The sequence below is a fragment of the Microbacterium sp. NPDC006705 genome (assembly GCF_044903545.1).
In the GTDB taxonomy this organism is placed as follows: Bacteria; Actinomycetota; Actinomycetes; order Actinomycetales; family Microbacteriaceae; genus Microbacterium; species Microbacterium plantarum.
Window position 1 is genome coordinate 2032424 of record NZ_JBJDQQ010000001.1, and the last position, 21708, is coordinate 2054131.

At 71.6% G+C, this 21708-nt stretch carries 20 protein-coding genes; 6 read left to right on the plus strand and 14 right to left on the minus strand.

Annotation, left to right across the window (positions count from 1 at the left end; genetic code table 11):
• Positions 1–33 precede the first annotated feature (33 nt).
• Positions 34–1089: a histidinol-phosphate transaminase gene (locus ACI2K6_RS09715; protein WP_282501705.1), complete on the plus strand. Its 1056-nt coding sequence runs from the start codon at positions 34–36 to the stop codon at positions 1087–1089.
• On the opposite strand, the gene ACI2K6_RS09720 is transcribed toward ACI2K6_RS09715, so the two are convergent.
• From ACI2K6_RS09720 to ACI2K6_RS09740, 5 genes are all read right to left on the minus strand, one after another.
• On the minus strand, positions 1086–1580 hold the full coding sequence (locus ACI2K6_RS09720) for a DUF1990 family protein (RefSeq protein WP_112615267.1): 495 nt from the start codon (positions 1578–1580) through the stop codon (positions 1086–1088). The genes ACI2K6_RS09715 and ACI2K6_RS09720 overlap by 4 nt on opposite strands.
• 152 nt (positions 1581–1732) lie before the next feature.
• Positions 1733–2179 (minus strand): SRPBCC family protein, encoded by a 447-nt coding sequence (locus tag ACI2K6_RS09725; protein WP_274179510.1) that lies wholly within the window; start codon positions 2177–2179, stop codon positions 1733–1735.
• A gap of 139 nt (positions 2180–2318) precedes the next feature.
• Positions 2319–3107 carry a hypothetical protein gene (locus ACI2K6_RS09730; RefSeq protein ID WP_282501704.1) on the minus strand — a complete coding sequence of 263 codons (789 nt, stop codon included), beginning with the start codon at positions 3105–3107 and terminating at the stop codon, positions 2319–2321.
• 107 nt (positions 3108–3214) lie between these two features.
• Positions 3215–4558: a sensor histidine kinase gene (locus ACI2K6_RS09735; RefSeq protein ID WP_404568489.1), complete on the minus strand. Its 1344-nt coding sequence runs from the start codon at positions 4556–4558 to the stop codon at positions 3215–3217.
• A gap of 2 nt (positions 4559–4560) precedes the next feature.
• A complete protein-coding gene (locus tag ACI2K6_RS09740) occupies positions 4561–5238 on the minus strand; it encodes a response regulator transcription factor (RefSeq protein WP_274179506.1) in 678 nt (225 codons plus the stop codon).
• A 208-nt stretch (positions 5239–5446) separates the two neighbouring features.
• On the opposite strand from ACI2K6_RS09740, the gene ACI2K6_RS09745 reads away from it, so the two are divergent.
• The 4 genes from ACI2K6_RS09745 to ACI2K6_RS09760 are packed head-to-tail and all read left to right on the plus strand — an operon-like array spanning position 5447 to position 9198.
• The gene (locus ACI2K6_RS09745) at positions 5447–6580 is read left to right on the plus strand and encodes a thiamine pyrophosphate-dependent dehydrogenase E1 component subunit alpha (RefSeq protein ID WP_404568490.1); all 1134 of its coding nucleotides are present in this window, start codon (positions 5447–5449) and stop codon (positions 6578–6580) included.
• A complete protein-coding gene (locus ACI2K6_RS09750; protein WP_404568491.1) occupies positions 6577–7557 on the plus strand; it encodes an alpha-ketoacid dehydrogenase subunit beta in 981 nt (326 codons plus the stop codon). The genes ACI2K6_RS09745 and ACI2K6_RS09750 overlap by 4 nt, the downstream gene beginning before the upstream one ends.
• Before the next feature lie 31 nt (positions 7558–7588).
• Positions 7589–8929 carry a dihydrolipoamide acetyltransferase family protein gene (locus tag ACI2K6_RS09755; protein ID WP_282501700.1) on the plus strand — a complete coding sequence of 447 codons (1341 nt, stop codon included), beginning with the start codon at positions 7589–7591 and terminating at the stop codon, positions 8927–8929.
• A gap of 59 nt (positions 8930–8988) precedes the next feature.
• Positions 8989–9198 (plus strand): DUF4287 domain-containing protein, encoded by a 210-nt coding sequence (locus ACI2K6_RS09760; RefSeq protein WP_274179502.1) that lies wholly within the window; start codon positions 8989–8991, stop codon positions 9196–9198.
• Positions 9199–9304: 106 nt separating this feature from the next.
• Here the strand turns inward: ACI2K6_RS09760 and ACI2K6_RS09765 are convergent, their stop codons facing one another.
• From ACI2K6_RS09765 to ACI2K6_RS09805, 9 genes are all read right to left on the minus strand, one after another.
• Positions 9305–9871: a manganese efflux pump MntP family protein gene (locus tag ACI2K6_RS09765; protein WP_404568492.1), complete on the minus strand. Its 567-nt coding sequence runs from the start codon at positions 9869–9871 to the stop codon at positions 9305–9307.
• Between the two features lie 185 nt (positions 9872–10056).
• A complete protein-coding gene (locus ACI2K6_RS09770) occupies positions 10057–12009 on the minus strand; it encodes an SDR family NAD(P)-dependent oxidoreductase (RefSeq protein ID WP_404568493.1) in 1953 nt (650 codons plus the stop codon).
• A complete protein-coding gene (locus ACI2K6_RS09775; protein WP_404568494.1) occupies positions 12006–13496 on the minus strand; it encodes an FGGY-family carbohydrate kinase in 1491 nt (496 codons plus the stop codon). The genes ACI2K6_RS09770 and ACI2K6_RS09775 overlap by 4 nt, the downstream gene beginning before the upstream one ends.
• Positions 13497–13513: 17 nt before the next feature.
• Positions 13514–15166, minus strand: a complete 1653-nt coding sequence (locus ACI2K6_RS09780) for a glycerol-3-phosphate dehydrogenase/oxidase (RefSeq protein ID WP_282501696.1) — start codon at positions 15164–15166, stop codon at positions 13514–13516.
• Positions 15167–15213: 47 nt separating this feature from the next.
• The gene (gene lsrF / locus ACI2K6_RS09785) at positions 15214–16086 is read right to left on the minus strand and encodes a 3-hydroxy-5-phosphonooxypentane-2,4-dione thiolase (protein ID WP_282501695.1); all 873 of its coding nucleotides are present in this window, start codon (positions 16084–16086) and stop codon (positions 15214–15216) included.
• The gene (locus ACI2K6_RS09790) at positions 16079–17149 is read right to left on the minus strand and encodes an ABC transporter permease (protein WP_282501694.1); all 1071 of its coding nucleotides are present in this window, start codon (positions 17147–17149) and stop codon (positions 16079–16081) included. Before ACI2K6_RS09790 ends, lsrF begins: the two co-directional genes overlap by 8 nt.
• The gene (locus ACI2K6_RS09795; protein WP_282501693.1) at positions 17146–18117 is read right to left on the minus strand and encodes an ABC transporter permease; all 972 of its coding nucleotides are present in this window, start codon (positions 18115–18117) and stop codon (positions 17146–17148) included. Before ACI2K6_RS09795 ends, ACI2K6_RS09790 begins: the two co-directional genes overlap by 4 nt.
• A complete protein-coding gene (locus ACI2K6_RS09800) occupies positions 18114–19607 on the minus strand; it encodes a sugar ABC transporter ATP-binding protein (protein ID WP_323986847.1) in 1494 nt (497 codons plus the stop codon). The genes ACI2K6_RS09795 and ACI2K6_RS09800 overlap by 4 nt, the downstream gene beginning before the upstream one ends.
• Before the next feature lie 44 nt (positions 19608–19651).
• Positions 19652–20734, minus strand: a complete 1083-nt coding sequence (locus ACI2K6_RS09805) for a substrate-binding domain-containing protein (RefSeq protein WP_282501691.1) — start codon at positions 20732–20734, stop codon at positions 19652–19654.
• Between the two features lie 182 nt (positions 20735–20916).
• On the opposite strand from ACI2K6_RS09805, the gene ACI2K6_RS09810 reads away from it, so the two are divergent.
• Positions 20917–21657: a GntR family transcriptional regulator gene (locus tag ACI2K6_RS09810; protein ID WP_404568495.1), complete on the plus strand. Its 741-nt coding sequence runs from the start codon at positions 20917–20919 to the stop codon at positions 21655–21657.
• The last annotated feature ends 51 nt before the right edge of the window (positions 21658–21708 follow it).

Here is a 21708-nt window from a genome sequence, read left to right on the forward strand (position 1 = left end):
CGGCGGAGGTGGCGGCATCCGTAGACTCGCATCGTGACCGACCTGCCCGTGCGCATCCGACCCGAGATCGCGGCGCTGCCCGCATACCGCCAGGGCCGTCAGGCCTCCGCCGACGCCTTCAAGCTGTCGAGCAACGAGAACCCGTTCGACCCGCTGCCCGGCGTCGTCGAGGCCGTGCGCGCGGCGACGACCTTCAACCGCTACCCCGACGCCTCGGCGGGCCGGTTGCGCGCGCGGCTCGCGGATCGCTACGCGGTCGCGCCCGACGGCGTGCACGTCGCCGCCGGTTCGGTGTCGATCCTCTACCAGCTCGCTTCGGCGACGAGCGGCCCGGGCGACGAGATCATGTTCGCCTGGCGATCGTTCGAGGCCTATCCCGGGCTCGCCGCCGTCGCCGGGGCAACCGCCGTCGCGGTGCCGCTGACCGCCGACGCCGGGCACGATCTCGACGCGATGGCGGATGCCGTCACCGACCGCACGCGGATGATCATCGTCTGCAGCCCCAACAACCCCACCGGTCCCGTCGTGAGCCAGGCGGCGTTCGATGCGTTCGTGGCGCGCGTCCGCTCCGACGTCCTCATCGTCCTCGACGAGGCCTACGCCGAGTTCGTGACCGATCCGGATGCCGTGACCGGCGCTGCCGTGCTCGCCGCGGGCCACGCCAACGTGGTGGTCCTGCGCACGTTCTCGAAGGCATACGGTCTTGCCGGACTGCGCGTCGGGTACGCCATCGGCGACCACCGCATCCTCGATGCGGCGCGCAGCACCGGCATCCCGCTCTCGGTCACGGCCCAGGCTGAGGAAGCCGCGCTCGCGAGCCTCGACGCCGAGGACGAGCTGCTCGAGCGGGTGCGCCACATCGCCGTGCGACGCGATGCGCTCGCCGACCGGTTGCGCGAGGCGGGGTGGGACATCCCGGTCGCGCAGGGCAACTTCGTGTGGCTGCCCGTGGGCGAGCGAGCCCTCGAGATCGCCGAGGCTTTCGATGCGGCCGGACTGATCGTGCGAGCGTTCGCCGGCGACGGAGTGCGCATCTCGATCGGCGAGGAGGAGTCGATCGAGCGGATCGTCGCGGCCGCGGCTCGCTAACGCCCGGTACGGCCGCCTCGGCTCAAGGCGCTGAGGTAGCGCGTTCGCACGATCACCTGCACGACGCGGACCGCCGGATAAGCGAGCCGCCAGAACCAGGTCGGCGCCGGCCGCGAGAGTGATCGCAGCGTGAAGAGCACCTCGTCGCCGCGCCGGGTGATGAGGAACGTCTCCTCGCCTTCGAGCGGGTGGCCGGGCAGCGCGAGGTAGACGTACCCGACTCGATCCGGCTCGTCGACGAATGCGACGACCTCGACCGGCTCGCGGAGTGTGAGAGGCCCGTATCCGACCTCGAGCCAGTGCCGCCCGCCGACCACGGCAGGAACGTCGGGCACCACCCGGAATCCGCTGCGGGTCTTGACGCGCCAAGCCAGGAGGTCGGCCCGGGCCTGCCGCCACGCGGCATCCCCCGATCCCACGCGCACGGTTCTCTCGAATCGACGGAAGCCTCGCGGGCCGGCGTTCCACTCATCGCGGTGCGACAGGCTCATGCGACCAGCATCCCACCCCACGCCCCCGGCGCCTGTGCGCGGATGCAAGACCCCGCCGGCGACACCCGGATCCGGATGCCGTGGCGGCGGGGTGTCGGTCAGGATCCCTTGCGACGGGGCACGCGCGCGACGCGGGTGCGCAGAGCCCCGGGTCAGCCGGACAGCGTCGTCGCGAGATGCTCGGCCCGCCGGGTGAGGAGCCGGCGCAGATAGGGCACCAGCACGAGGCGTTCGGCGAGTCGGCCGAGGACGGGCGACGCGAGGGTGACCCGGTCGGTCATGACCGTCATCCCGTCGCGCTCGACGTAGAGGTGCTCGTGCCGGAAGAGGCGGAACGGGCCGGCGATCTGCTCGTCGACGAAGCGGTGCGGACGGTCGAGCGCGGTGACCCGCGACGTCATCCGGAACGGGATGCCGAAGTGCCACGCGCGCCACGTCACCGTCTCGCCCAGGCCGATCAGGCCGCTCGTCACCCCATCGACCGCGCGCTCGCCGGTGCCGCGCATCGAGGCGACGTGGGCCCCGATGTCACGCGATGCGTCGAACAGCGCCTCCGCGGGCACCGCGGCGCGGGTCACGATCTCGAACGACGACGTCATCCGCCGATCCTCCCACCCGTGCCCGGATGCTCTGAATCTGGCGTGACACCCCGGTGCGGATGCCGCCGCCTCGAGGTGTCGTTCACGATCCCTTGCATCCCGGCACGGCAGTCGGACCGAGCGGAGACGGCGTCCGGGGTCAGTCGTCGAGCTCGGTGCGGAGGACCGAGCCGTCGGTGCCGACGGTGACGTCGACGACGCCGCGGTCGGCGGTGAGCACCGAGACGTCGAAGGGTGAGCGGGGGTCGTCGTCCGCGTCGACGTCGATGATGCGGCCGTCGGCCTCGCTCAGTGCCGCTTCGATCACGGTGCGCAGCGTCGCGACGTCGAGGACGTTCTCCGCCGCGGTGTCGTCGGCCTCGGCTGACTCGGTCGCCGTGACCGTCACGATGCCGTCGACGTCGACGCGGACGTCCGTTTCGGAGCCGTCTGCTGCGACGAGCTGCACGTCCCACGTGCCGTCGCGGTCCGCATCGAGTGACACGACGTCGCCGTCGGCGGCCGCGCGCGCCGCGTCGGCGATGGCGGTGAGCTCGTCCGCGGATGCCGCACCGTAGGCCTCGGTCGAGATGGACCCGGCCTCGCCGCCCGTCGGCGCGTCGTCGCGGTCACCGTCCGCGCGAGCGCCGGCGAGGCCGTCCGACGATGACAGGCTGGCCGCTCGGTCCTCGTCGTCATCGTCGTCGGCGATCGCCGCCCCCACGGCCGCACCGCCTCCGACGAGCAGCGCTGCCGCGACGACGGCTCCGCCGGCGAGCAGCGCTGTGCGGCGACCGCGCCGACGCGGCTCGGCAGGCACCGCGGCAGGCCCAGCGGCAGGCGCAGCGGAGGGCGCGTCAGCGGGCGCGGCGTCGGACGGCGAGAGGGGGAGGGTCGGTGCGTCGGCGGGGATCGGCTGGTCCTGGGGGGTGCGCTCGTTGTCGTTCATGCCTCGATGGTGTCGGCCGACCGCTGAAGCACGGCTGAAGCGACCTGAAGCCGCGTTCAGGGAACCTCGTGCTCCGCGCTCCGCGCTCCGCGCTCCTCGCTCCGCGCTCAGTCGCCCGCGCGCAGGATCACAGTGAACCGCGCGCCTCCGAGCGGTGATGCGGAGACCGTTACGGAACCGCCCGAGGCCTCCGCGATGCCGCGGACGATCGCGAGCCCGAGGCCGCTGCCGCCGGCATCCCGCGCGCGGGCCTCGTCCAGACGGACGAAGCGTTCGAACACCCGCTCGCGTTCCTCCGGCGCGATACCGGCGCCGTCGTCGTCGACGTGCAGCACGGCGTGACCGGCGTCGACATCGACGACCGTGGTCAGCGCGATCCGCGAGCGTGCGTGTCGCACGGCGTTGTCGGCGAGATTGCGCACCAGGCGCGCCAGCAGGCGGGGGTCGCCCATCGCGCGCGCTGCGCCGATCCCCGACGTGTCGACCGAGATCGCGTCCGCCCGGTCCCTGGCGGATGCCGCGCGGAGGCGCGCAGCCTCCGACAGGGCGAGGTCGTCGAGGTCGATGCCCTCGCGACGGGTCGGTGCGTGCTCGTCCAACCTCGCGAGCAGCAGCAGGCCGTCGACGAGATCCTGCATGCGGAGGCCTTCGGCCGAGACGACTTCCGCGAGATCGTCGAGTGACGTGGCCGCGGGGTGCGCTCGCGCGAGTTCGGCATGCTGGCGCATCGTCGCGAGTGGTGACCTGAGCTCGTGCGAGGCGTCGGAGACGAAGCGACGCTGCGCGGCAGCCGCGTCGTCGAGGCGCGCCAGCATCCGGTTCATCGTGCCCGCCAGGGCCGCGATCTCGTCGCCCGATGCCGGCTCGGCGATGCGCCGGTCGAGCCGGTCGGCGGTGATCTCGTCGACCTCGGCGCGGATGCGCGCGACGGGACGGAGCGCCCGACCGACGACCCACCACGTGACGCCGGCGACCAGGGCGATGACGAGGACGGTCGACGCCGCTAGCAGCGCGGCGACCGTCGCGAGGGTCTCGGCCGCGTCATCCGCGGGAACCGCCAACACGAGCCGGCGTCCGTCGTCGAGCTCCTCGGTCGCGATCAGCACCCGGTCGCCGTCGTACCTCGCTTCCTCCCCTTCGCGGTCTGCGGCGGGGAGCGGCCCGTCGTCGGCGTCGCTCGAGGCTACGACGACGACGCCCTCAGCATCCTGCAGCTGCACGATCTCGTCGTCGAGGGAGCGGACGGCTGCGGGTCCCTCGGCCTCGACACGTGCGACAATCTCCTCGACGCGCACCTCCGCCGCACGATCCGCGGCGGCGTGGATGCTGGCGTTCAGCACGGCGTGGAAGGCGATCGAGCCGAGCACCATCACGAGCGCGACCGTCGCCGTCGCGAGCAGTGTGATGCGTCCCCGCAGTCCGCGAGGCCGGCGCCGCCCTGCGTCGGACACCGTCAGCCCCCGTCCGCCGCGAGTCGGTAGCCGGCGCCGCGGACGGTCTCGATCGCCTCGCGCCCGAACGGTCGGTCGAGTTTGCGCCGCAGGTGTGCGACGTAGACCTCGACGATGTTGGGGTCGCCCGCGAAGTCGTCATCCCACACACCCGCGATCAGGTCCCGCTTGGAGATCACCTGACCGCGGTGCCGGATGAGGTGATGCAGCACGGCGAACTCGCGAGAAGTCAACTCGACCTCCGTCTCTCCCCTCCAGACGCGGCGCGACGCGGGGTCGAGGCGCAGGTCGCCCGCCTCGAGTGCCACAGGCCGCGCTACCCCGCCCCGACGGATGAGGGCACGCAGCCGGGCGACCAGCACGGGATACGAGAACGGCTTCGTGACGTAGTCGTCGGCGCCGGCCTCGAGCGCCTCGACCTGATCCCACTCGCCGTCCTTCGCGGTGAGCATGAGCACGGGCGTCCAGTTCTCCTCGGCCCGCAGCGTCTCGCACACCTTCCAACCGCTCATCCCCGGCATCATCAGGTCGAGGACGACCGCGTCGTACCGCGTCTCTCGCGCGCGCCAGAGTCCATCGACCCCGTTATGGGCGACGTCGACGGCGAAGCCCTCGGCCTCGAGACCCCGACGGATCCCGTCGGCGAGGCGGACTTCGTCATCGACCACCAGCACGCGCATCGCTCCCAGTGTGACGCGTCTCTGCTGAAGCGGGCCTGAAGCGAGCTCGAAGCGGGATCGAAGCGGGATGAAACGGTTTCGAAGCCGACCGGCAGCGCCGCGACGTCCCTGATGGGCCGCCCGGCTTGTGCCGCGCCCACCGCGAATCGCGGCATCCGTTGTCGACCGCATGCAGATGGGGCCATACCGGGGGCGTTAGCGTGGGAGGGTGACCGACGCAGAACTCGATCCCGCTCTCGTCCGCGTCCTCGCGGCCGACGGCTCACTCGACCCGTCGCCCGAAGCCGAACGCTACCTGCCGGTGGTCGAGGCGCTCTCCGAGGCCGAGCTCGAGACGTTCTACCGCGACATGGTGACGGTGCGGGCCTTCGACCGCCAGGCGACGAACCTGCAGCGCCAGGGGCAGCTCGCCCTCTGGCCGCCGTCCTTCGGGCAGGAGGCCGCTCAGGTCGGCTCCGCGCGCGCGGCCCGACCCCAGGACCACCTCTTCCCGTCGTACCGCGAGCACGTCGTGTGCACGATCCGCGGCGTCGATCCGATCGACATCATCCGGCTCATGCGCGGCCTCACGCACGGCGGGTGGGACCCGACAGAACCCAAGAACGGCAACACCCACATCTACACGCTGGTGCTCGGCTCGCAGACGCTGCACGCATCCGGCTACGGCATGGGCATGGTCTTCGACGGACGCACCGGCACGGGCGACCCCGAGCGCGACGAAGCGGTCATCGTCTACTACGGCGACGGCGCGTCGAGCCAGGGCGACGTGCACGAGGCGATGGTCTTCGCCACGAGCTACAACACCCCGCAGGTCTTCTTCCTGCAGAACAATCACTGGGCGATCTCGGTGCCCGTCTCGACGCAGTCCAAGGTCCCGCTGGTGCGGCGCGGCGCCGGATACGGGATGCCGTCGATCCGCGTCGATGGCAACGACGTGCTCGCCAGCTACGCCGTCACCAAGCTCGCCCTCGACGAGGCCCGCTCCGGCGAGGGGCCGCGCGCGATCGAAGCGCTGACCTATCGCATGGGCGCGCACACGACGAGCGACGACCCGACGAAGTACCGCACGAGCGACGAAGAGGCCTTCTGGGCGCAGCGCGACCCCATCGCCCGCATGCGCGGCTATCTCGAGGGCCGCGGCGCGTCGGCATCCTTCTTCGACGACGTGGATGCCGCGGCCGCGGCCTACGCCGACGACGTCCGGGTCCGCACGAACCAGCTCACCGCTCCCGAGGCCGACAGCATGTTCGCGCACGTCTACAGCGAGCAGCATCCGCTCGTCGACCGGCAGCGGAAGTGGCTCGCCGACTACGAGGCATCCTTCGAGGAGGGACGCGCATGAGCATCGAGACGCTGCCGTTCAGCAAGGCGCTCAACGCGGGCATGCGCGCCGCGATGCAGCAGGACGACCACGTCCTCATGATGGGCGAGGACATCGGCCGCCTCGGCGGCGTGTTCCGCGTCACGGAGGGGCTGCAGGCCGAGTTCGGCGACCGCCGCGTGCTCGACACGCCCCTCGCCGAGTCGGGCATCGTCGGCACCGCGATCGGCCTCGCGATGGCCGGCTTCCGCCCGGTGTGCGAGATCCAGTTCGACGGGTTCGTCTTCCCCGCGTTCGACCAGATCACGACGCAGCTCGCGAAGCTCACCAACCGGCACGACGGACGGATGTCGTTCCCCGTCGTCATCCGCATTCCCTACGGCGGTCACATCGGCGCCGTCGAGCACCATCAGGAGAGCCCGGAGGCGTACTTCACGCACACCGCGGGCCTGCGGGTCGTGTCGCCGTCGACGCCGAACGATGCCTACTGGATGATCCAGGACGCCATCGCCTCGAACGACCCGATCGTGTTCCTCGAGCCCAAGTCGCGCTACTGGTCCAAGGGCGAGGTCGACCTCACCGCACGCGCAGTGCCGCTGCACGCCTCGCGCGTGGTCCGGCGGGGCACCGACGTCACGCTCGTCGGGCACGGCGCGATGGTGAACGTGCTGCTGCAGGCCGCCGCGCTCGCCGAGGGCGAGGGCGTGTCGTGCGAGGTCGTCGACCTGCGGTCGCTGTCGCCGGTCGACTACGGCCCGATCGTCGAGTCGGTGCGCCGCACGGGGCGGATGGTCTACGGGCAGGAGGCCCCCGGCTTCACCTCGCTGGGGTCCGAGATCGCCGCGACCGTCACGGAGCAGGCGTTCTTCTCGCTCGAGGCTCCCGTGCTGCGGGTGTCGGGCTTCGACGTCCCGTTCCCGGCGGCGAAACTCGAGGGCGCCTACCTGCCCGATGCCGACCGCATCCTCGAGGCCGTCGACCGCGCCCTCGCCTACTGACCATCCGACGCGCCTGCGAGAGGATTCCCTCATGAGCACCCAGACCTTCCACCTGCCGGACGTCGGCGAAGGCCTCACCGAGGCCGAGATCGTGCAGTGGCGCGTGGCCCCGGGCGACGAGGTCGCGGTCAACGACGTCCTCGTCGAGATCGAGACCGCGAAGTCGCTCGTCGAGCTGCCGTCGCCGTTCTCGGGAACCGTCGGCGAGCTGCTCGTCGACGAGGGGACGACCGTCGAGGTCGGGGCCGCGATCATCACGATCGCCCCGGGGGGTGGGTCTGGAGGAGCGGATGCCGCGAGCAGCCCGGCCGTCCCTGCCGAGAAGCCTGCGGCAGCCGGCGACGCCTCGGAGGAGAACGGGTCGGTGCTCGTCGGATACGGCGGAGCCGGACAGGTGCAGTCGCGCCGCCGCAAGCCCGCCGAGCCCCCCGTGCGCGCGGCCGTGGGCGTCGTGGCGAAGCCCCCGATCCGCAAGCTGGCACGCGACCTCGGTGTCGATCTCGCCTCGGTCACGCCGTCGGGTGCCGCGGGCGAGGTGACGCGCGAGGACGTCGTGAACCACGCGTCGCAGGCATCCGTCTTCCGGAACCTCCAGACGCCCGCCCGACCCGAGGTGCGCGAGCAGACGATCCCCGTCCCGCCGGCCGTCATCTCGGCCGAGCCGGCCGACGACCGCGAGGAGACGATCCCCGTCAAGGGTGTCCGGAAGGTCACGGCCAAGCACATGGTCGACTCCGCGCACACCGCACCGCACGTGTCGGTGTGGACCGACGTCGACGCGACCCGCACGATGGAGGTCGTCAAGCGGATGAAGGCGTCGCCCGACTTCGCCGACATCAAGGTCTCGCCGCTGCTGATCATGGCGCGCGCGGTCGTGTGGGCGGTGCGCCGGACGCCGATGGTGAACGCCGCGTGGGTCGAGACCGAGAACGGCGCCGAGATCCGGGTACGCCACTACGTCAACCTCGGCATCGCCGCCGCGACCCCGCGCGGCCTTCTCGTGCCGAACATCAAGGACGCGCAGGACCTCAACATGCGCGGCCTGGCCCGCGCTCTCGAGAAGCTGACCCTCACTGCCCGTGAGGGCAAGACCGCGCCCGCCGAGCAGCAGGGCGGCACGATCACGATCACGAACATCGGCGTGTTCGGCATGGATGCCGGTACCCCGATCATCAACCCCGGCGAGTCGGGCATCGTCGCGATGGGCACGATCCGGCAGAAGCCGTGGGTCGTTGACGGCGAGGTGCGTCCCCGCTACGTGACGACCGTGTCGGGCTCGTTCGACCATCGCGTCGTGGACGGCGACGGCATGAGCCGGTTCATCGCCGACGTGGCATCCGTCTTGGAGGAGCCCGCGCTGCTGCTCGACTGAGCTGGATGCGCTCGAGAACGGTATGTTCTCGGCGGTGGGCGGGGGAGTAGCCTCGGCGCATGAGTGAGAAGGGGCCGGCGTCGTACTTCCCGAGCATCGAGAAGACCTACGGACTGCCGATTCAGCACTGGCTCGACATCGCGGCCGACGAGCTCTCGGCGGGGACGCCGCACATGCAGGTCGTCAAGTCGCTCAAGACCGAGCACGGACTCGGCCACGGACACGCGAACGCGGTCGTCGCGTACGCGAAGACGAAGCTCGCCGGCTGAGCCGCGGCATCCCTCCTTCGGAGAATGTCGCGAAGCTCGGATTGCTCGCGCGTACGGATCCGAGGTACGCGCGATTCTCCGAGGCCCGCGAGCGCGAGCCGCGAGACTAGCCGGCGACCAGGTGCTCGATGAGGATCTGGGTGCCGATGCCGATGAGGACGATGCCGCCGATGATCTCGGCGGGCTCGCGCCACCGCGTGCCGATGCGGTGGCCGATCAGCACGGCGACGAACGACAGGGCGAACGTGACGAGGCCGATCGAGACGACCGCGATCCACAGCGGCACGTCGAGGAAGGCGAAGGACAGCCCGACGGCGAGGGCGTCGATGCTCGTCGCGAGAGCGAGCAGGATGATCTCGCGCGCCGACAGGCCGGATGCCGCGTCCGCGTCGTCATCGTCGGGACGGAACGCCTCCCACAGCATCTTCGCGCCGATGGCGGCGAGCAGGACGAAGGCGATCCAGTGGTCGAACGGGGCGATGGCCTCCGCGAAGGTGCTGCCGAGCAGCCAGCCGATCAGCGGCATCACCGCCTGTGCGAGACCGAAGGCGCCGGCGATGAGGAGTGCGCCGCGCACGACGTGAGCCCGCAGCTGCAGGCCTTTCCCGAGAGCCACGGCGAAGGCGTCGGCCGAGACGCCGACGGCCAGGATGAAGAGCGCCCACGGCGACATGGCTCCTCCTCGAAGCGGGGATGACGGGATGGCGGGCGATCGTCCCGGGCACCGTCGAACGGAGATCGGCCGCTCTCGAGCTTGCCAGCCGCAGGCCGTCGAAAATGACGAAAAGCCCTGATTGACAGCATTTCGGGCGAGCGAATCCTTCGGTCGCCCGAAATCACGCGCGCCTCCTCCGGCCGTCAGATCACCCGGTCGTTGCCTCCGTCGACGCTCAGGTGCGCGCCGGTCGTCGCCGGCAGCCGCTCGCAGAAGACGGCGACGGCCTCGGCCACCATGGCGCTCGTGACCTCGACGCGCAGGAGGTTCCGCGTGCGGTACTCCTCGACGGTCAGCCCGTAGCTGGCGGCGCGTTCCGCGAGCAGCTCGGGCGTCCAGATCGCCGTGTCGAAGACCGCATCCGGCTCGACCTGGTTCACGCGGATGCCGTCGGCGGCCCACTCGAGGGCGGCGACCCGGGCGAGCTGTGCCGCCGCCGTCTTGCTCGCCGAATACGAGGCGACGCCCGGCCCGGGCGCCGCGACGTTCTTCGTCGACACGAGGACGACTCGGCCGCCCCCCGGCGAAACCGCGAGGTGGGGATGGGCCGCCCGCATCAGGCGCAGCGGCGCGGTGGCGTTCACGCGCAGGGCGCGCTCCCACGTCGCGTCGTCGACGTCGGCGATGGCCTCACTGCGCGGGAAGATCCCCGCGGCGACGACGAGCATGTCGACACCGCCGTAGGTGCGGACCGCCTCGTCGAGGATGCGCTCGATGACCGCCGGGTCGGCGACGTCGCCGACGACACCGCGCCAGGCGTCACCGGCGAAGGTGCGCCGCACGCCCGGGTCGAGGTCGACCCCGACGACGGCGGCGCCGTCGGCGAGCAGTCGTTCGGCGGTGGCCCGGCCGATGCCCGAGGCGGCGCCCGTGACGATGGCGACCTCGCCCGCGAGCGGCGCACGCCGGCGGCCCGCGAGCTTGGCCTGCTCGAGCGACCAGTACTCGATGTCGAACGTCTGCGCCTCGTCCAGTGACCGGTAGCCGCCCATCGCGTCGGCCGCTTCGATGACGGCCATCGTGTGCTCCGCGATATCGGCCGCGATCCCGACATCCCGCACGGTGTCGCCCGCCGTCAGCATCCCGAGCTCCGGGTCGAGCACGACGCGGGGAGCGGGGTCGAGGGGAGTCACCGGCCCGTCCTGGCGGTGACGGTTACGCTCGACGTAGGCCCGGTAGGCGCTCGCGTAGGCGGCGACATCGCGCCCGACGAGCGGATGACGCTTGGTGTAGATGACGTGCTCGGGGGTCGCGGTTCCACGAGTCGTCACTGCCTCGAGGTCGGGGCGCGCAGCGAACGCTGCGGCGCGCTGCGATCGGCTCTGCCGCAGCAGCATGGGCCGGCCGGCGGCCCGCGCGATATCGGCGCGCAGGCCCGCGATGGTCGTGAGGGCGCCCCGAAGCGGGATGCCGCCCTCGCCGGCATCCGGTTGTTCGGCATCCGCCCGGCCGGGGGCGACGATCCCCGAGAGCTCGACTGCCCGGGCGACGAGCTCACGGTGGCGGGCGAGCACGGCGTCGGCGTCGTCGCCGAAGGTGAACAGGCCGTGGTTGCGCAGGACGAGCGCATCCGCGTCGCCCAGGTCGGTGTCGGCCACGAGGCGCGCCAGCGGGAACCCGGGCATGACGTAGGGCAGCACGGCGACCCGCGGGCCGAGCGCCGCGGCGATCTCGTCGTCGGGCACGTCGCGATCGGTCACGGCGACGATCGCGTCGGCGTGAGAGTGGAGCGCGACGCGACCGGGGAGGTGCGCGTGCAGCAACGCCTCGATCGAGGCCGTCGGAGCCGATGCGTCGAGGGAGGCCTGGCGCAGCTCGTTCACCATCGTCGGGTCGTCGAGGTGCGGCAGGCGCAGCAGGCGCTCGAGCCGGTCGCGACGCAGTGGCGCGAATCCCGCGGGCTCGATCGTGGCGAGGTCCCACCCGCTGCCCTTGACGAGGACGAGGTCGACGGGCTCGCCCGTGACGTCCTCGCCCCGCGCGGTGATCGACGTGTTCCCGCCGCCGTGGAGGACGAAGGAGGGATCGCCGCCGAGCGCCCGGCTGACGCGCACGATGTCGTCGAGCGCAGCCGACGCCTCCGCTGACGGGGTCATGCGTAGGCCTCCCAGACGCTCGTCATCGACGAGACGACGCGGTCGAAGCGGGCGGCCTGCTGCTGGTACGCCGTGCGGCAGATGCCCGGCTGAACGACCAGCGCGGGGTCGGGCTCGACGCCCCACGGGGTCATGTCGATCCCGACGCCCCGTGCCGCGAGCGAGGCCACGCCGCGGGCGCCCAGCTCGGTGCCGAGCTGCCGGCGCATCGCGTGCCCGATGACGTCGGCGAACATCTGGGCCCACTGCGGGTTCTTCGCCCCTCCGCCGGCGAGGGTCCACGGCGCGTCGGTGACGACAGCGCCCGTCGCGACGACCTTCTCGAGCTGCACGCGGTGGTACTGCGTGATGCCTTCGGCGACCGCGCGGGCGACGTGCGGGTAGCCGTGGCTGCCCTTGATCCCGACGAACGTTCCGGAGGCGCCAAGGTGCTCGGGTGCGCCGTGGATGAACGGCAGGAAGAGCAGCCCGTCCGCCAGCGGCGGTGCGCCGTGCGCGGCCTCGAGCAGATCGCGCGGTGTCAGCGGAAGAGTGGCGCGCGCGCCGAGCAGTCCCGACGCCCACTCGATGCTCGCCGCGGACGTCGGTGCGACCTCCATGGCCAGCATGAGGCGGGGATCGGGGAGCAGCGCGTTGATCGTGACGCGCGGGGGGACGGCATCCGTCGGCACCACCACCGCGTTGATCGCCCACGTGCCCACGATCACCGTGACATCGCCGAGGTCGGTGGAGCCTGCCCCGAGCGGGCTCGCGACGCAGTCCATGCACCCGGCGACGACGGGCGTGCCTTCGGCCAGGCCGGAGCGTGCGGCGGCGTCGGCGCTGATCGTCCCGACGACCTCGTCGCTCGCGTGCAGCGGCGGCAGGATGCGCTGGAGGTCGCGCGGCAGACCGAGCATGTCGAAGACCTCGGGCTCGTACTCCCGCTCGCGAAGGTTGACCAGGCCGCACCCCGACGAGTCCGACGTGTCGGCGCTCGCGACGCTGGTCAGGCACGCGGTGATCCAGTCTTTGCAGGTCAGCGCCCAGCGGGCCCGGCCGAGCGATTCCGGTTCGTTGTCGAGCAGCCACCGCAGCAGCACGCCCGGCTGCGCTGCCCACGGGAGCGATCCGGTGAGCAGCCGCATGCGCTCGACCGCCGCGGGGTCGAGCGCGGCGACGACGTGCTCGGCCCGGCTGTCGGTCGAGGCGATGGCGGGCCCCACCGGCCGCAGCTGCTCGTCGACGAGGTACAGGCCGTTGCCGTGACCCGTCGCGCCGACGGCCGAGACGGTCCATCCGTCGGCCGCGAGCCACGCGGTCAGGTCGCCCAGGACGTCGGCCACGACGTCCCACAGCGTGTCCATCGCGATCTCCTGCCGCTCGCGCGAGACCGCGACGCGGGGGTTCGGCGCCGAGACCGTGCGGATCTCCCGCCCGGCGTCGTCGAACGCCGCTGCTTTGGCAGACGTGAGGCCCACGTCGATGCCGATGACGCAGATCTTCATCGATCCTCGTTTCTCGCTCAGGCGGCCGTCGGCTGAGCTGATGCCGGGCGCAGGGTTCGGGGTGCGAAGCGCCGAGCGGCTTCACGGTATCGCGCCAGCTCGGCTTCCGCGCGCTCGGCGCTCCAGTCGCCGTGCGCGACGAGCACGTCCGCCGCACGGGGCGCGCAGCCGAGGCCGACGTCGCTGTTCAGCGCGATCGCGGTGCGGCGGATGAGGACGTCCTCGAGCGTGTGGGCGCCTTCCTCGCGGACGGCGTACACGACTTCCGCCGCGATCGCGCCGCTGTCGTCGTCGATGACCTCCGCCAGCGACGGATCGGATGCCGCGAGCATCTCGATCGGGCGGCTGAGGGTGCCGTACAGGTCGGCGAGACGGCGGGCGCTGCGCTCGGGGAGGGCGCTGCGGGCGACGGTGTCGGCGATGAAGCGTCCGTGATCGCCGGCCGGCGCGCCGGGGAACCGGGCGGTGCGGGTCGCGGAGCGCCGGTGACCGAGCCCGAGCGCGGTCTCGATCCGGCGCAGCGCCTGCTCGCCTAGGGCGCGGTGGGTCGTGTACTTCCCGCCGATGACGGTGAGGAGCCCCGCGGTCTCGCCCGTGTGCACGACGATCTCGCTGTCGCGGCTGACCGAGGCGGGGTCGCTGAGATCGGCGACGTAGGGGAGGGGACGCACCCCCGAGAACGACCAGAGCACGGCGTCGCGGCGCAGCCCGGCTGCGGGGATGAGGCCGTTGACGGCCCGGAGCAGATAGTCGACCTCGTCGTCGTCGACGACGATCTCGTCGATCGACCCGTCGTAGGGCAGGTCGGTGGTGCCGATCATGTACTTGCCGTCCCACCAGGGCAGCACGAACATGGGCCGACCGTCGTCGGGCGACTCGAAGAAGATGCACGTGTCGGGTGCGCCGGGGAACGCGTCGACGACGAGGTGGCTTCCCTTCGTCGGCCCGATGCGGCGGGGGTGCTCGCCCTGCAGGTCGAGCACCGCATCGACCCAGGGGCCGGCGCAGTTGACGACGACCGGGGCGCGGAGCGCCCGCTCGCGCCCGTCCTCGCGGTCGAGGTAGCGGACGCCCGCGATGCGTCCGTTCTCGCGGACCAGGTCGGTGACAGGGGTGTGGGTGAGCACCGTGGCGCCGTGGTTCGCCGCATCGATGGCGAGCTCGATGCCGAAGCGCTCGGTCACCGGAACGTGCGCGTCCTGGAAGAGCCCGCCCCACTTCACGCCGCCCGCGGCCACCGACGGCCACTCGCGAGACAGGCGGCCCGAGAAGACGATGCGGTTGCGGGGCAGCTTCTTGCCGAACGAGAGGATGTCGTGCAGCAGCAGGCCGCAGGAGAGTAGCCATCCCGGCCGCGAGGCGCCCCTCGAGAAGGGGATGAGCATGGGGTAGGGGCGCACGAGATGCGGGGCCGCGCGCAGCAGGATGTTGCGCTCACGGATCGACTCGAGCACGAGCGGGATCTCCACACGCTCGAGGTACTTCAGACCGCCGTGGATCAGGCGAGTCGAGATCGCCGACGTGCGCGCGGCGATGTCGTCCCGGTCGATGACGACGACGTGGAGGCCGCGGCTGGCAGCCTCACGGGCGATGGCGAGGCCGTTGATCCCGGCGCCGATGACGACGACGTCGGCCGAGGTCGGCTCGGCATGGGTACGAAGCGAGGGCATGCTGCATCCTTCTGGTCTCGGGGCGCCCGGGGGCGCCCCGAGAGGGTTCAGTGGGAGAGGGTCTGGAAGAGGTCGAAGGCGTCGTCCGCGCTGAGGCCGTCGTGGACGACCCCGCGGACGGCCGCGAGCATGGCGGCCGGGTGCTCCGACTGGAAGACGTTGCGTCCCATGTCGACGCCCGCCGCGCCTTCCGCCATGGCGCGTGACGCCACGCGCAGGGCTTCGCGCTCCTCGACCTTCTTGCCACCGGCGATGACGATCGGGACGGGGCATGCGCTCGTGATCGTCTCGAAGCCCTCCTCGACGTAGTAGGTCTTCACGAATGCGGCGCCGAGCTCGGCGCTGATGCGGGTGGCGAGCCGGAAGTAGCGGGCGTCGCGCACCATGTCGCGGCCGACCGCGGTGACGGCCAGGACCGGGATGCCGGTGGCCTGGCCCGCGTCGACGAGGGTGGTCATGTTGCGAACGGACTTCGTCTCGTTGTCGCCGCCGATGAAGACCTGCACCGCGAGGGCGGCGGCATCCAGTCGCACGGCGTCGTCGATCGAGACGGCGACCTCCTCGTTGGAGAGCTCCTTGAGCACGCTCGGTCCGCCCGAGGCGCGCAGGACGATGCCCTTCGCGGAGTGCGGCGGGATGGTCGTGCGCAGGGCGCCGCGCGTGCACATCAGTGCATCGGCCTGGGGGACCAGCGGGAGGATCGAGCGATCAAGCCGCTCGAGACCCGAGGTCGGCCCCTGGAAGTAGCCGTGATCGAACGCGAGCATCACGGTCTTGCCGTCGCGGGGGTCGAACACGCGCGACATCCGCGCGCGCATCCCCCAGTCCTGGCCTGCTTGGCCCTTGATGGGGTAGCCGGTGCCGGCCGCCGCGGGGCCGGAGTAGTCGGTTCCCTCACGCAGGTCGTCGAGGTCAGCCATGGATGTTCTCCTTGTTCTTCGGGGTGGGGTCGGTGTCGGCTCGTCGGGCCGAGGGAGCGGGGGCGGGGCGCTGCAGGCTCGCCCGGAGCCGGTGCAGAGAGCTGCGGCCGGTTCCGGTGGCGGCCGATGCGATCACGACGACGAGGACGACGAGCACACCCTTGAGGACGTTCTGGGCGCCGACCGACCACCCCACGAGGTTGAGCAGTCCCGACAGCAGCACGAAGAAGAGGGCGCCGGTCCAGGCGCCGGCCGGTACGGGGCGGCCGCCCGAGATGAGGGTGCCGCCGATCACGACGACGGCGATCGAGTCGAGCATGTACGAGCTGCCGAGCACGGTGCTGGGAGAGATGAAGGCGGCGAGCAGGCCGCCGACGAGTCCCGCGAGTCCCGCCGACACGAGGTAGGCGGTGACGGTCACGCCCGCCACCGGAAGGCCCGCCCGCTCGGCCGCGCGAGCGCTCTGACCGACGGCGATGACGGCCACGCCGACACGGGTCCGCGTGAGGGCGAGCCACACGATCACGGTCATGGCCGCGACGACGAGCGCGATGACGGGGATGCCGAACGCCTTGGCCGTGACGAAGGCTCGCAGGCCCGCGTCGGCGCCACCGCGCGCGGCATCCGCCAGCAGGAGCGTCGCGGAGGTGACGATGAGGCTCGTCGCCAGCGTCGCGATGATTGGCGGCACCCGCAGGAGGAGGATCGCGGCGACGCTGACCGCGCCGGCGGCGAGCCCGGAGCCGACGCCGGCCGCGAGCCCGATCACCGGCCCCGCCGTCGCGCCCACGCCGACCGAGACGTACGAGGCCATCGAGATGACGGTGCCGACCGAGACGTCGATGTTGCCGGGGCCGAGGGTGATGACGAGCATCTGCCCGAGGGCGACCAGCACGAGGAACGGAGCGAGCGAGAGCGCCTGGGCCATCGGGTCGAGGGGTGATCCGGGCCGCACGGCGATGATGACGGCCCACACGGCGAGTACGCCGAGGAGCGACCAGCCCCAGGCCGGCCAGGCGGGGCCGCGGCGGACGGCGGGGAGCGGGATGGAGGCGGAGGTCATCGCGCGATCCTCTCGGTGATCATGCGGCCCGCGAGCACGGCGATGACGATGACGCCTTGTGCGGCCGATTGCAGGGCGGACGGGAGGTTGATGAGGCTGAGCAGGACGGTGATGAGGCCGAGGGTGATCGCGCCGAGCGTCGTCCCGATCGGCAGCGCCCGGCCACCCGAGAACGTGCCGCCGCCGAGGATCACCGCGGCGATCGTCATGAGGGTGTACTCGCCGGCGGCGTTGATGTCGCCCGACCAGGTCTGCGAAGCGAGCAGCAGGCCCGAGACGACGAGCAGCGCGGCTGCGGCGACGTACGCGGTCGCGCGGGTCGCCACGAGCGAGGCGCCCGTCTTCTCGAGGGTCGCGGCCTGCGAGCCCAGCGCCCGCATGCGGGCGCCGGCGAGCGAGCGCCGTGTGATCCACCAGCCCAGCGCCGTCGCCGCGGCGATGAAGATGAGCGGTGCCGGGAACCACGTCGGCCGCCAGGTCGACAGCGCCGAGAGCCAGTCGGGGGTCTGTCCGCCGGGGGTCGGCCGGATCTGCAGGCCGATCCCCAGCCACACGAACGACATGCCCAGCGTCAGGATGATCGAGGGCACCCCGCGGCGCTGCACCACCCAGGCGAGCAGGGCGTAGACGGCGAGGACGCCGGCGATCATGGCGACCGCGAGGGCCGGGGTCTCCCGCAGCAGCGTCGCGGCGATCACCGTGATGAGCCCGACGAGGTAGCCGACGCTCAGGTCGATGTCACCGACGGCCATCATGATCATCTGCGCCTGGGCGGCCAGCACGAGCGGGACCGACGACATCAGCATGAGGGTGAGGCCGGGAACGCTCAGGATGCCGGGCTGCAGCACCGCGGTCAGCGCGAAGATGGCGATGAGCGCGACGAGGGCGAGGAGCGCGGGCGACCCGTTGACAGCAGAGGCGCGCAGGCGCTGCGGCGCGGTGGGCGGGGCGAGCACGTCGGTGGTCATCGGTCCTCCTGGACTGTCTCGGCGTCGACTCCGAAGGAGTCGGCGATGATGCGCTCGTCGGTGATGTCGTCGCCGGAGAGTTCGCTCACGACGCGTCCCGAGCGGAAGACGTAGACGCGGTCGCAGTGGGCCATCTCGCCGTTCTCGGTGGAGTACCAGACGATGGAGCGGCCGCGTGCCGCCTCGACGCGCATGAGGGCGTAGAGCTCGTTCTTCGTGGTGACGTCCACGCCGCGGAAGGGGTCGTCGAGCAGCACGAGGGGCGCATCGGTCGCGAACGCCCGCGCCACGATCACCTTCTGCTGGTTCCCGCCCGACAGCGACGTGATCGGGGCCCGAGCGCCGCCCTTGACGTTCAGCCGTTGCACCCATTCCTCGGCGAGCCGTCGCCGTCGCGACGGCGGAACGATTCCCGCCGTCGTGAGATGGCGCGTGGCGGAGACGGTGAGGTTGTCGGCGACATTCCAGAGCGAGAAGATCCCGCTGGTCTGCCGGTCGCCGGGAACGTAGGCGCGCCCCCGGACGACTCGGACGCCGCGCGCGTTCGACCAGAGCCGGCGCAGCAGCTCGTCCTGACCGTGTCCGGCGAGGCCCGCGAGGCCCACGATCTCACCCGGCGAGACCGAGAACGGCACGTCGCCCCCGTCGATCCGGGCGACGGTGCCGGGGGCGTCGATCTCCGGCGGAGCGCCCGCGGCGCTGACCCGGCGCACCGTCGCGGTGTCGGCGTGGACTTCGCCGCCCATGGCCGCGAGCAGCGCGTCCTCGTCGGTCTGACTCGCCGAGACCACCTCGACCACGCGCCCGTCCTTCATGACGGCGATCCGGTCGGCGTGGGCCAGCACCTCCTGCATCCGGTGGGAGATGAGGACCATTCCGACGCCCTCGGCGGCGAGGTCGCGAAGGGCGGCGTAGAGCTGGCGAGTCGCGTTGATGCTGAGCGATTCGGTCGGCTCGTCGAGGATGAGCAGCGACAGCGACGGCGTGCACAGGGCGCGCACGATCTCGACCATCTGCCGCTGCGCCATCGTGAGGTCGCCGGCCCGCCGCAGTACCGAGACGCCGTGTCCGGGGAAGACCTCGTCGAGTCTCCGTGACACGCGTCGCTCGGCGCGACGGTTCCAGCCCGCTCCGCGAGTGCTGGCGTCGGAGAGGGCGATGTTCTCCGCGACCGTGAGATCGGGGCAGAGGGCGAGCTCCTGGTAGATCATCCGGACACCGGGCTGCTCGGTGCCGGGCTTCGCGGTGGCGGCGCCGGTCTGCCAGCGGATGCTGCCGGCGTCGGGCTGCTCGCGACCGGCGAGCACCCGCATGAGGGTGCTCTTGCCGGCGCCGTTGTGGCCGACCAGGCCAAGGATCTCGCCCGCGGCGACCGAGATGTCGATCCCGGCCAGAGCCGTCGTGTTTCCGTACCGTTTGGCGACGGCCTCGGCCGTGACGAGCGCCACGTCCGAGGGGTTGGTCGCGGGGGTGTGCGACAGGGTTGTCATCGGGTCTCCTGGTTCGAGCTGGTCGGCCACGGTGTCACCGGGCGTCAGGGCAGCGCGGGCACGGCGACGTCGTCGCCGGCGAGCAGAGCCGCGATCGCGGCGTCGGTGGTCTCCTCGTCCCAGGCGTTCGCGGCGTATTCATCGGTGCCGAGGGCGTCGACCCAGTAGTCGAGGTTCTCCTGCGTGACCTGCACGAGCGGCAGGACCACCTCGTCCGGAACCTCGTCGCCGCGCAGCTTCGCGATGGCGGCGTAGAGGGCGGCGACGATCTGTCCGGGGTCGGTCAGCGCGGCGAACGAGCCGTTGTCGATGCCGCTCTCCTTCCAGAACGACAGCGACTTGCCGTCGGTGTCGAAGACGACGACCGGGATGTCGCGCCCGGCCGACTGGAACGCCTGCACGACGCCCATACCGCCGATGCATCCGGGGACCGCGGCGATCGTCGGCATGGAGCCGAGGATCGCGACGATCTCCTTCTGCGCCGTCGCCGCGTCGCAGAATCCGTTCACCTCGGCAGCGACCTTCACATCGGGGTAGTCGGCGAGGATCTCCTGCTGGCGGGCGTAGAACGCCTCGTCGGGCTGCGAACCGATGACTCCGCGGTTGAGAATGATGTCGCCCTTCCCGTCGATCGCGTCGAGTGCGGGCTGAAGCGAGTCGGCGCCCCACTGCCCGTAGTCGTTGCGCACGACGATGCCGCAGCTGGTGTCCATGTCGGCGTCGACGATCACGACCGTGATGCCGGCGGCGCAGGCCTCCTCGACGACGGGGACGAGCGCGCTCGAGGACGCCGGGATGACCATCAGCACATCGGGGTTCTGCAGCATGAGGCTGCGGATCTGAGATGCCTGCTCGGTCGCGCTGTTCTCCCCCGGAGCGTTGACGACGCTGTAGTCCGAGACGACACCGTTTTCCTTGAGCTTCGCGGCCTCCGTCTCGAATTTGTCGATCAGGGTCAGGCGCCAACCGTTGACGAACCCGTTCGACAGGGCGACCTTCAGGCCCTGGGGTTCACCCCCGGCAGCGGTGTTGTCGGTCGGGCTGCCGGCGCAGCCGGCGAGCACGAGAGCGGAGATCGCTGTCGCGGCCGCTGCGGCGAGCATGCGGCGGGTGGTCGAGAACGTCATCGTTGTGCCTCCTGGTGTCGCATCGTTGCGAGGTGCCGATGTCACGAGGGCGTGCGGGCTGCCAAACTCGTAACAACCAACCTGTCATGACAAGTTGGTGATGACTAAGATAGGGAGCGGGCCGCCGGGTGTCAACACGGCGCCGATACGCTCGCCGTGACGGCCCGATCGAGGAGGCTCCCATGACCGCAGCGACGACGCTCGACCGCTCGTCCGATCTCCCGCTGTGGCAGCAGCTGTCGCTCGCGCTGCGCGGGGAGATCGAGTCGGGGCGCCTCCGGCCGGACCAGGCGCTCCCCTCCGAGTCGGAGCTGATCGATCGGTTCGGGGTCTCGCGCACCGTCGTCCGCGAGGCACTGGCCGACATGGTGCGCGCCGGTCTGATCTACAAGGTGCGTGCCCGCGGGTCGTTCGTCTCGCCGCAGCGCCCGGATCTCAGGTTCGTGGGCTCGATGGCCGGCTCGTCGGACGACCTGGCCGGAACCGGCCGGGTGGTCACGACGCGCGTGCTCGACTTCGCCGTCGAAACCGCGGATGCCGCGGACGCCGAGGCTCTCCGCATCCCGGTCGGGGCGCCCGTGGTGCGGCTGCGTCGCCTGCGGCGGGTCGACGAGACGCCCTGGCTGCTCGTCGACACGGTGCTGCCCCACGACCGGTTCCCCACGCTCGCGCGCGCCAACCTCGAGAACCGGTCGCTCTACGAGCACCTCCGGCGCAACTTCGGGGTTCAGCCCAGCGGCGCCGATCGCTGGCTCAGCGCGGTCGTCCCCGGGCCGGCGGACGCCGAGCTCCTCGAGCTCGCCCCGGGGCAGCCGGTGCTGTCGATCGAGTCGATCGCGTGGGATGCCGAGGGGCAGCCGTTCGAGCGTTACCTGGCCCTTCACCGCAGTGACGAATCGCGCTTCTACGTGGGAATCCGTTGATCTCCCGCTCCGGCGGTCGAGAGAACGATTATCAGTAACGTACAATCGACG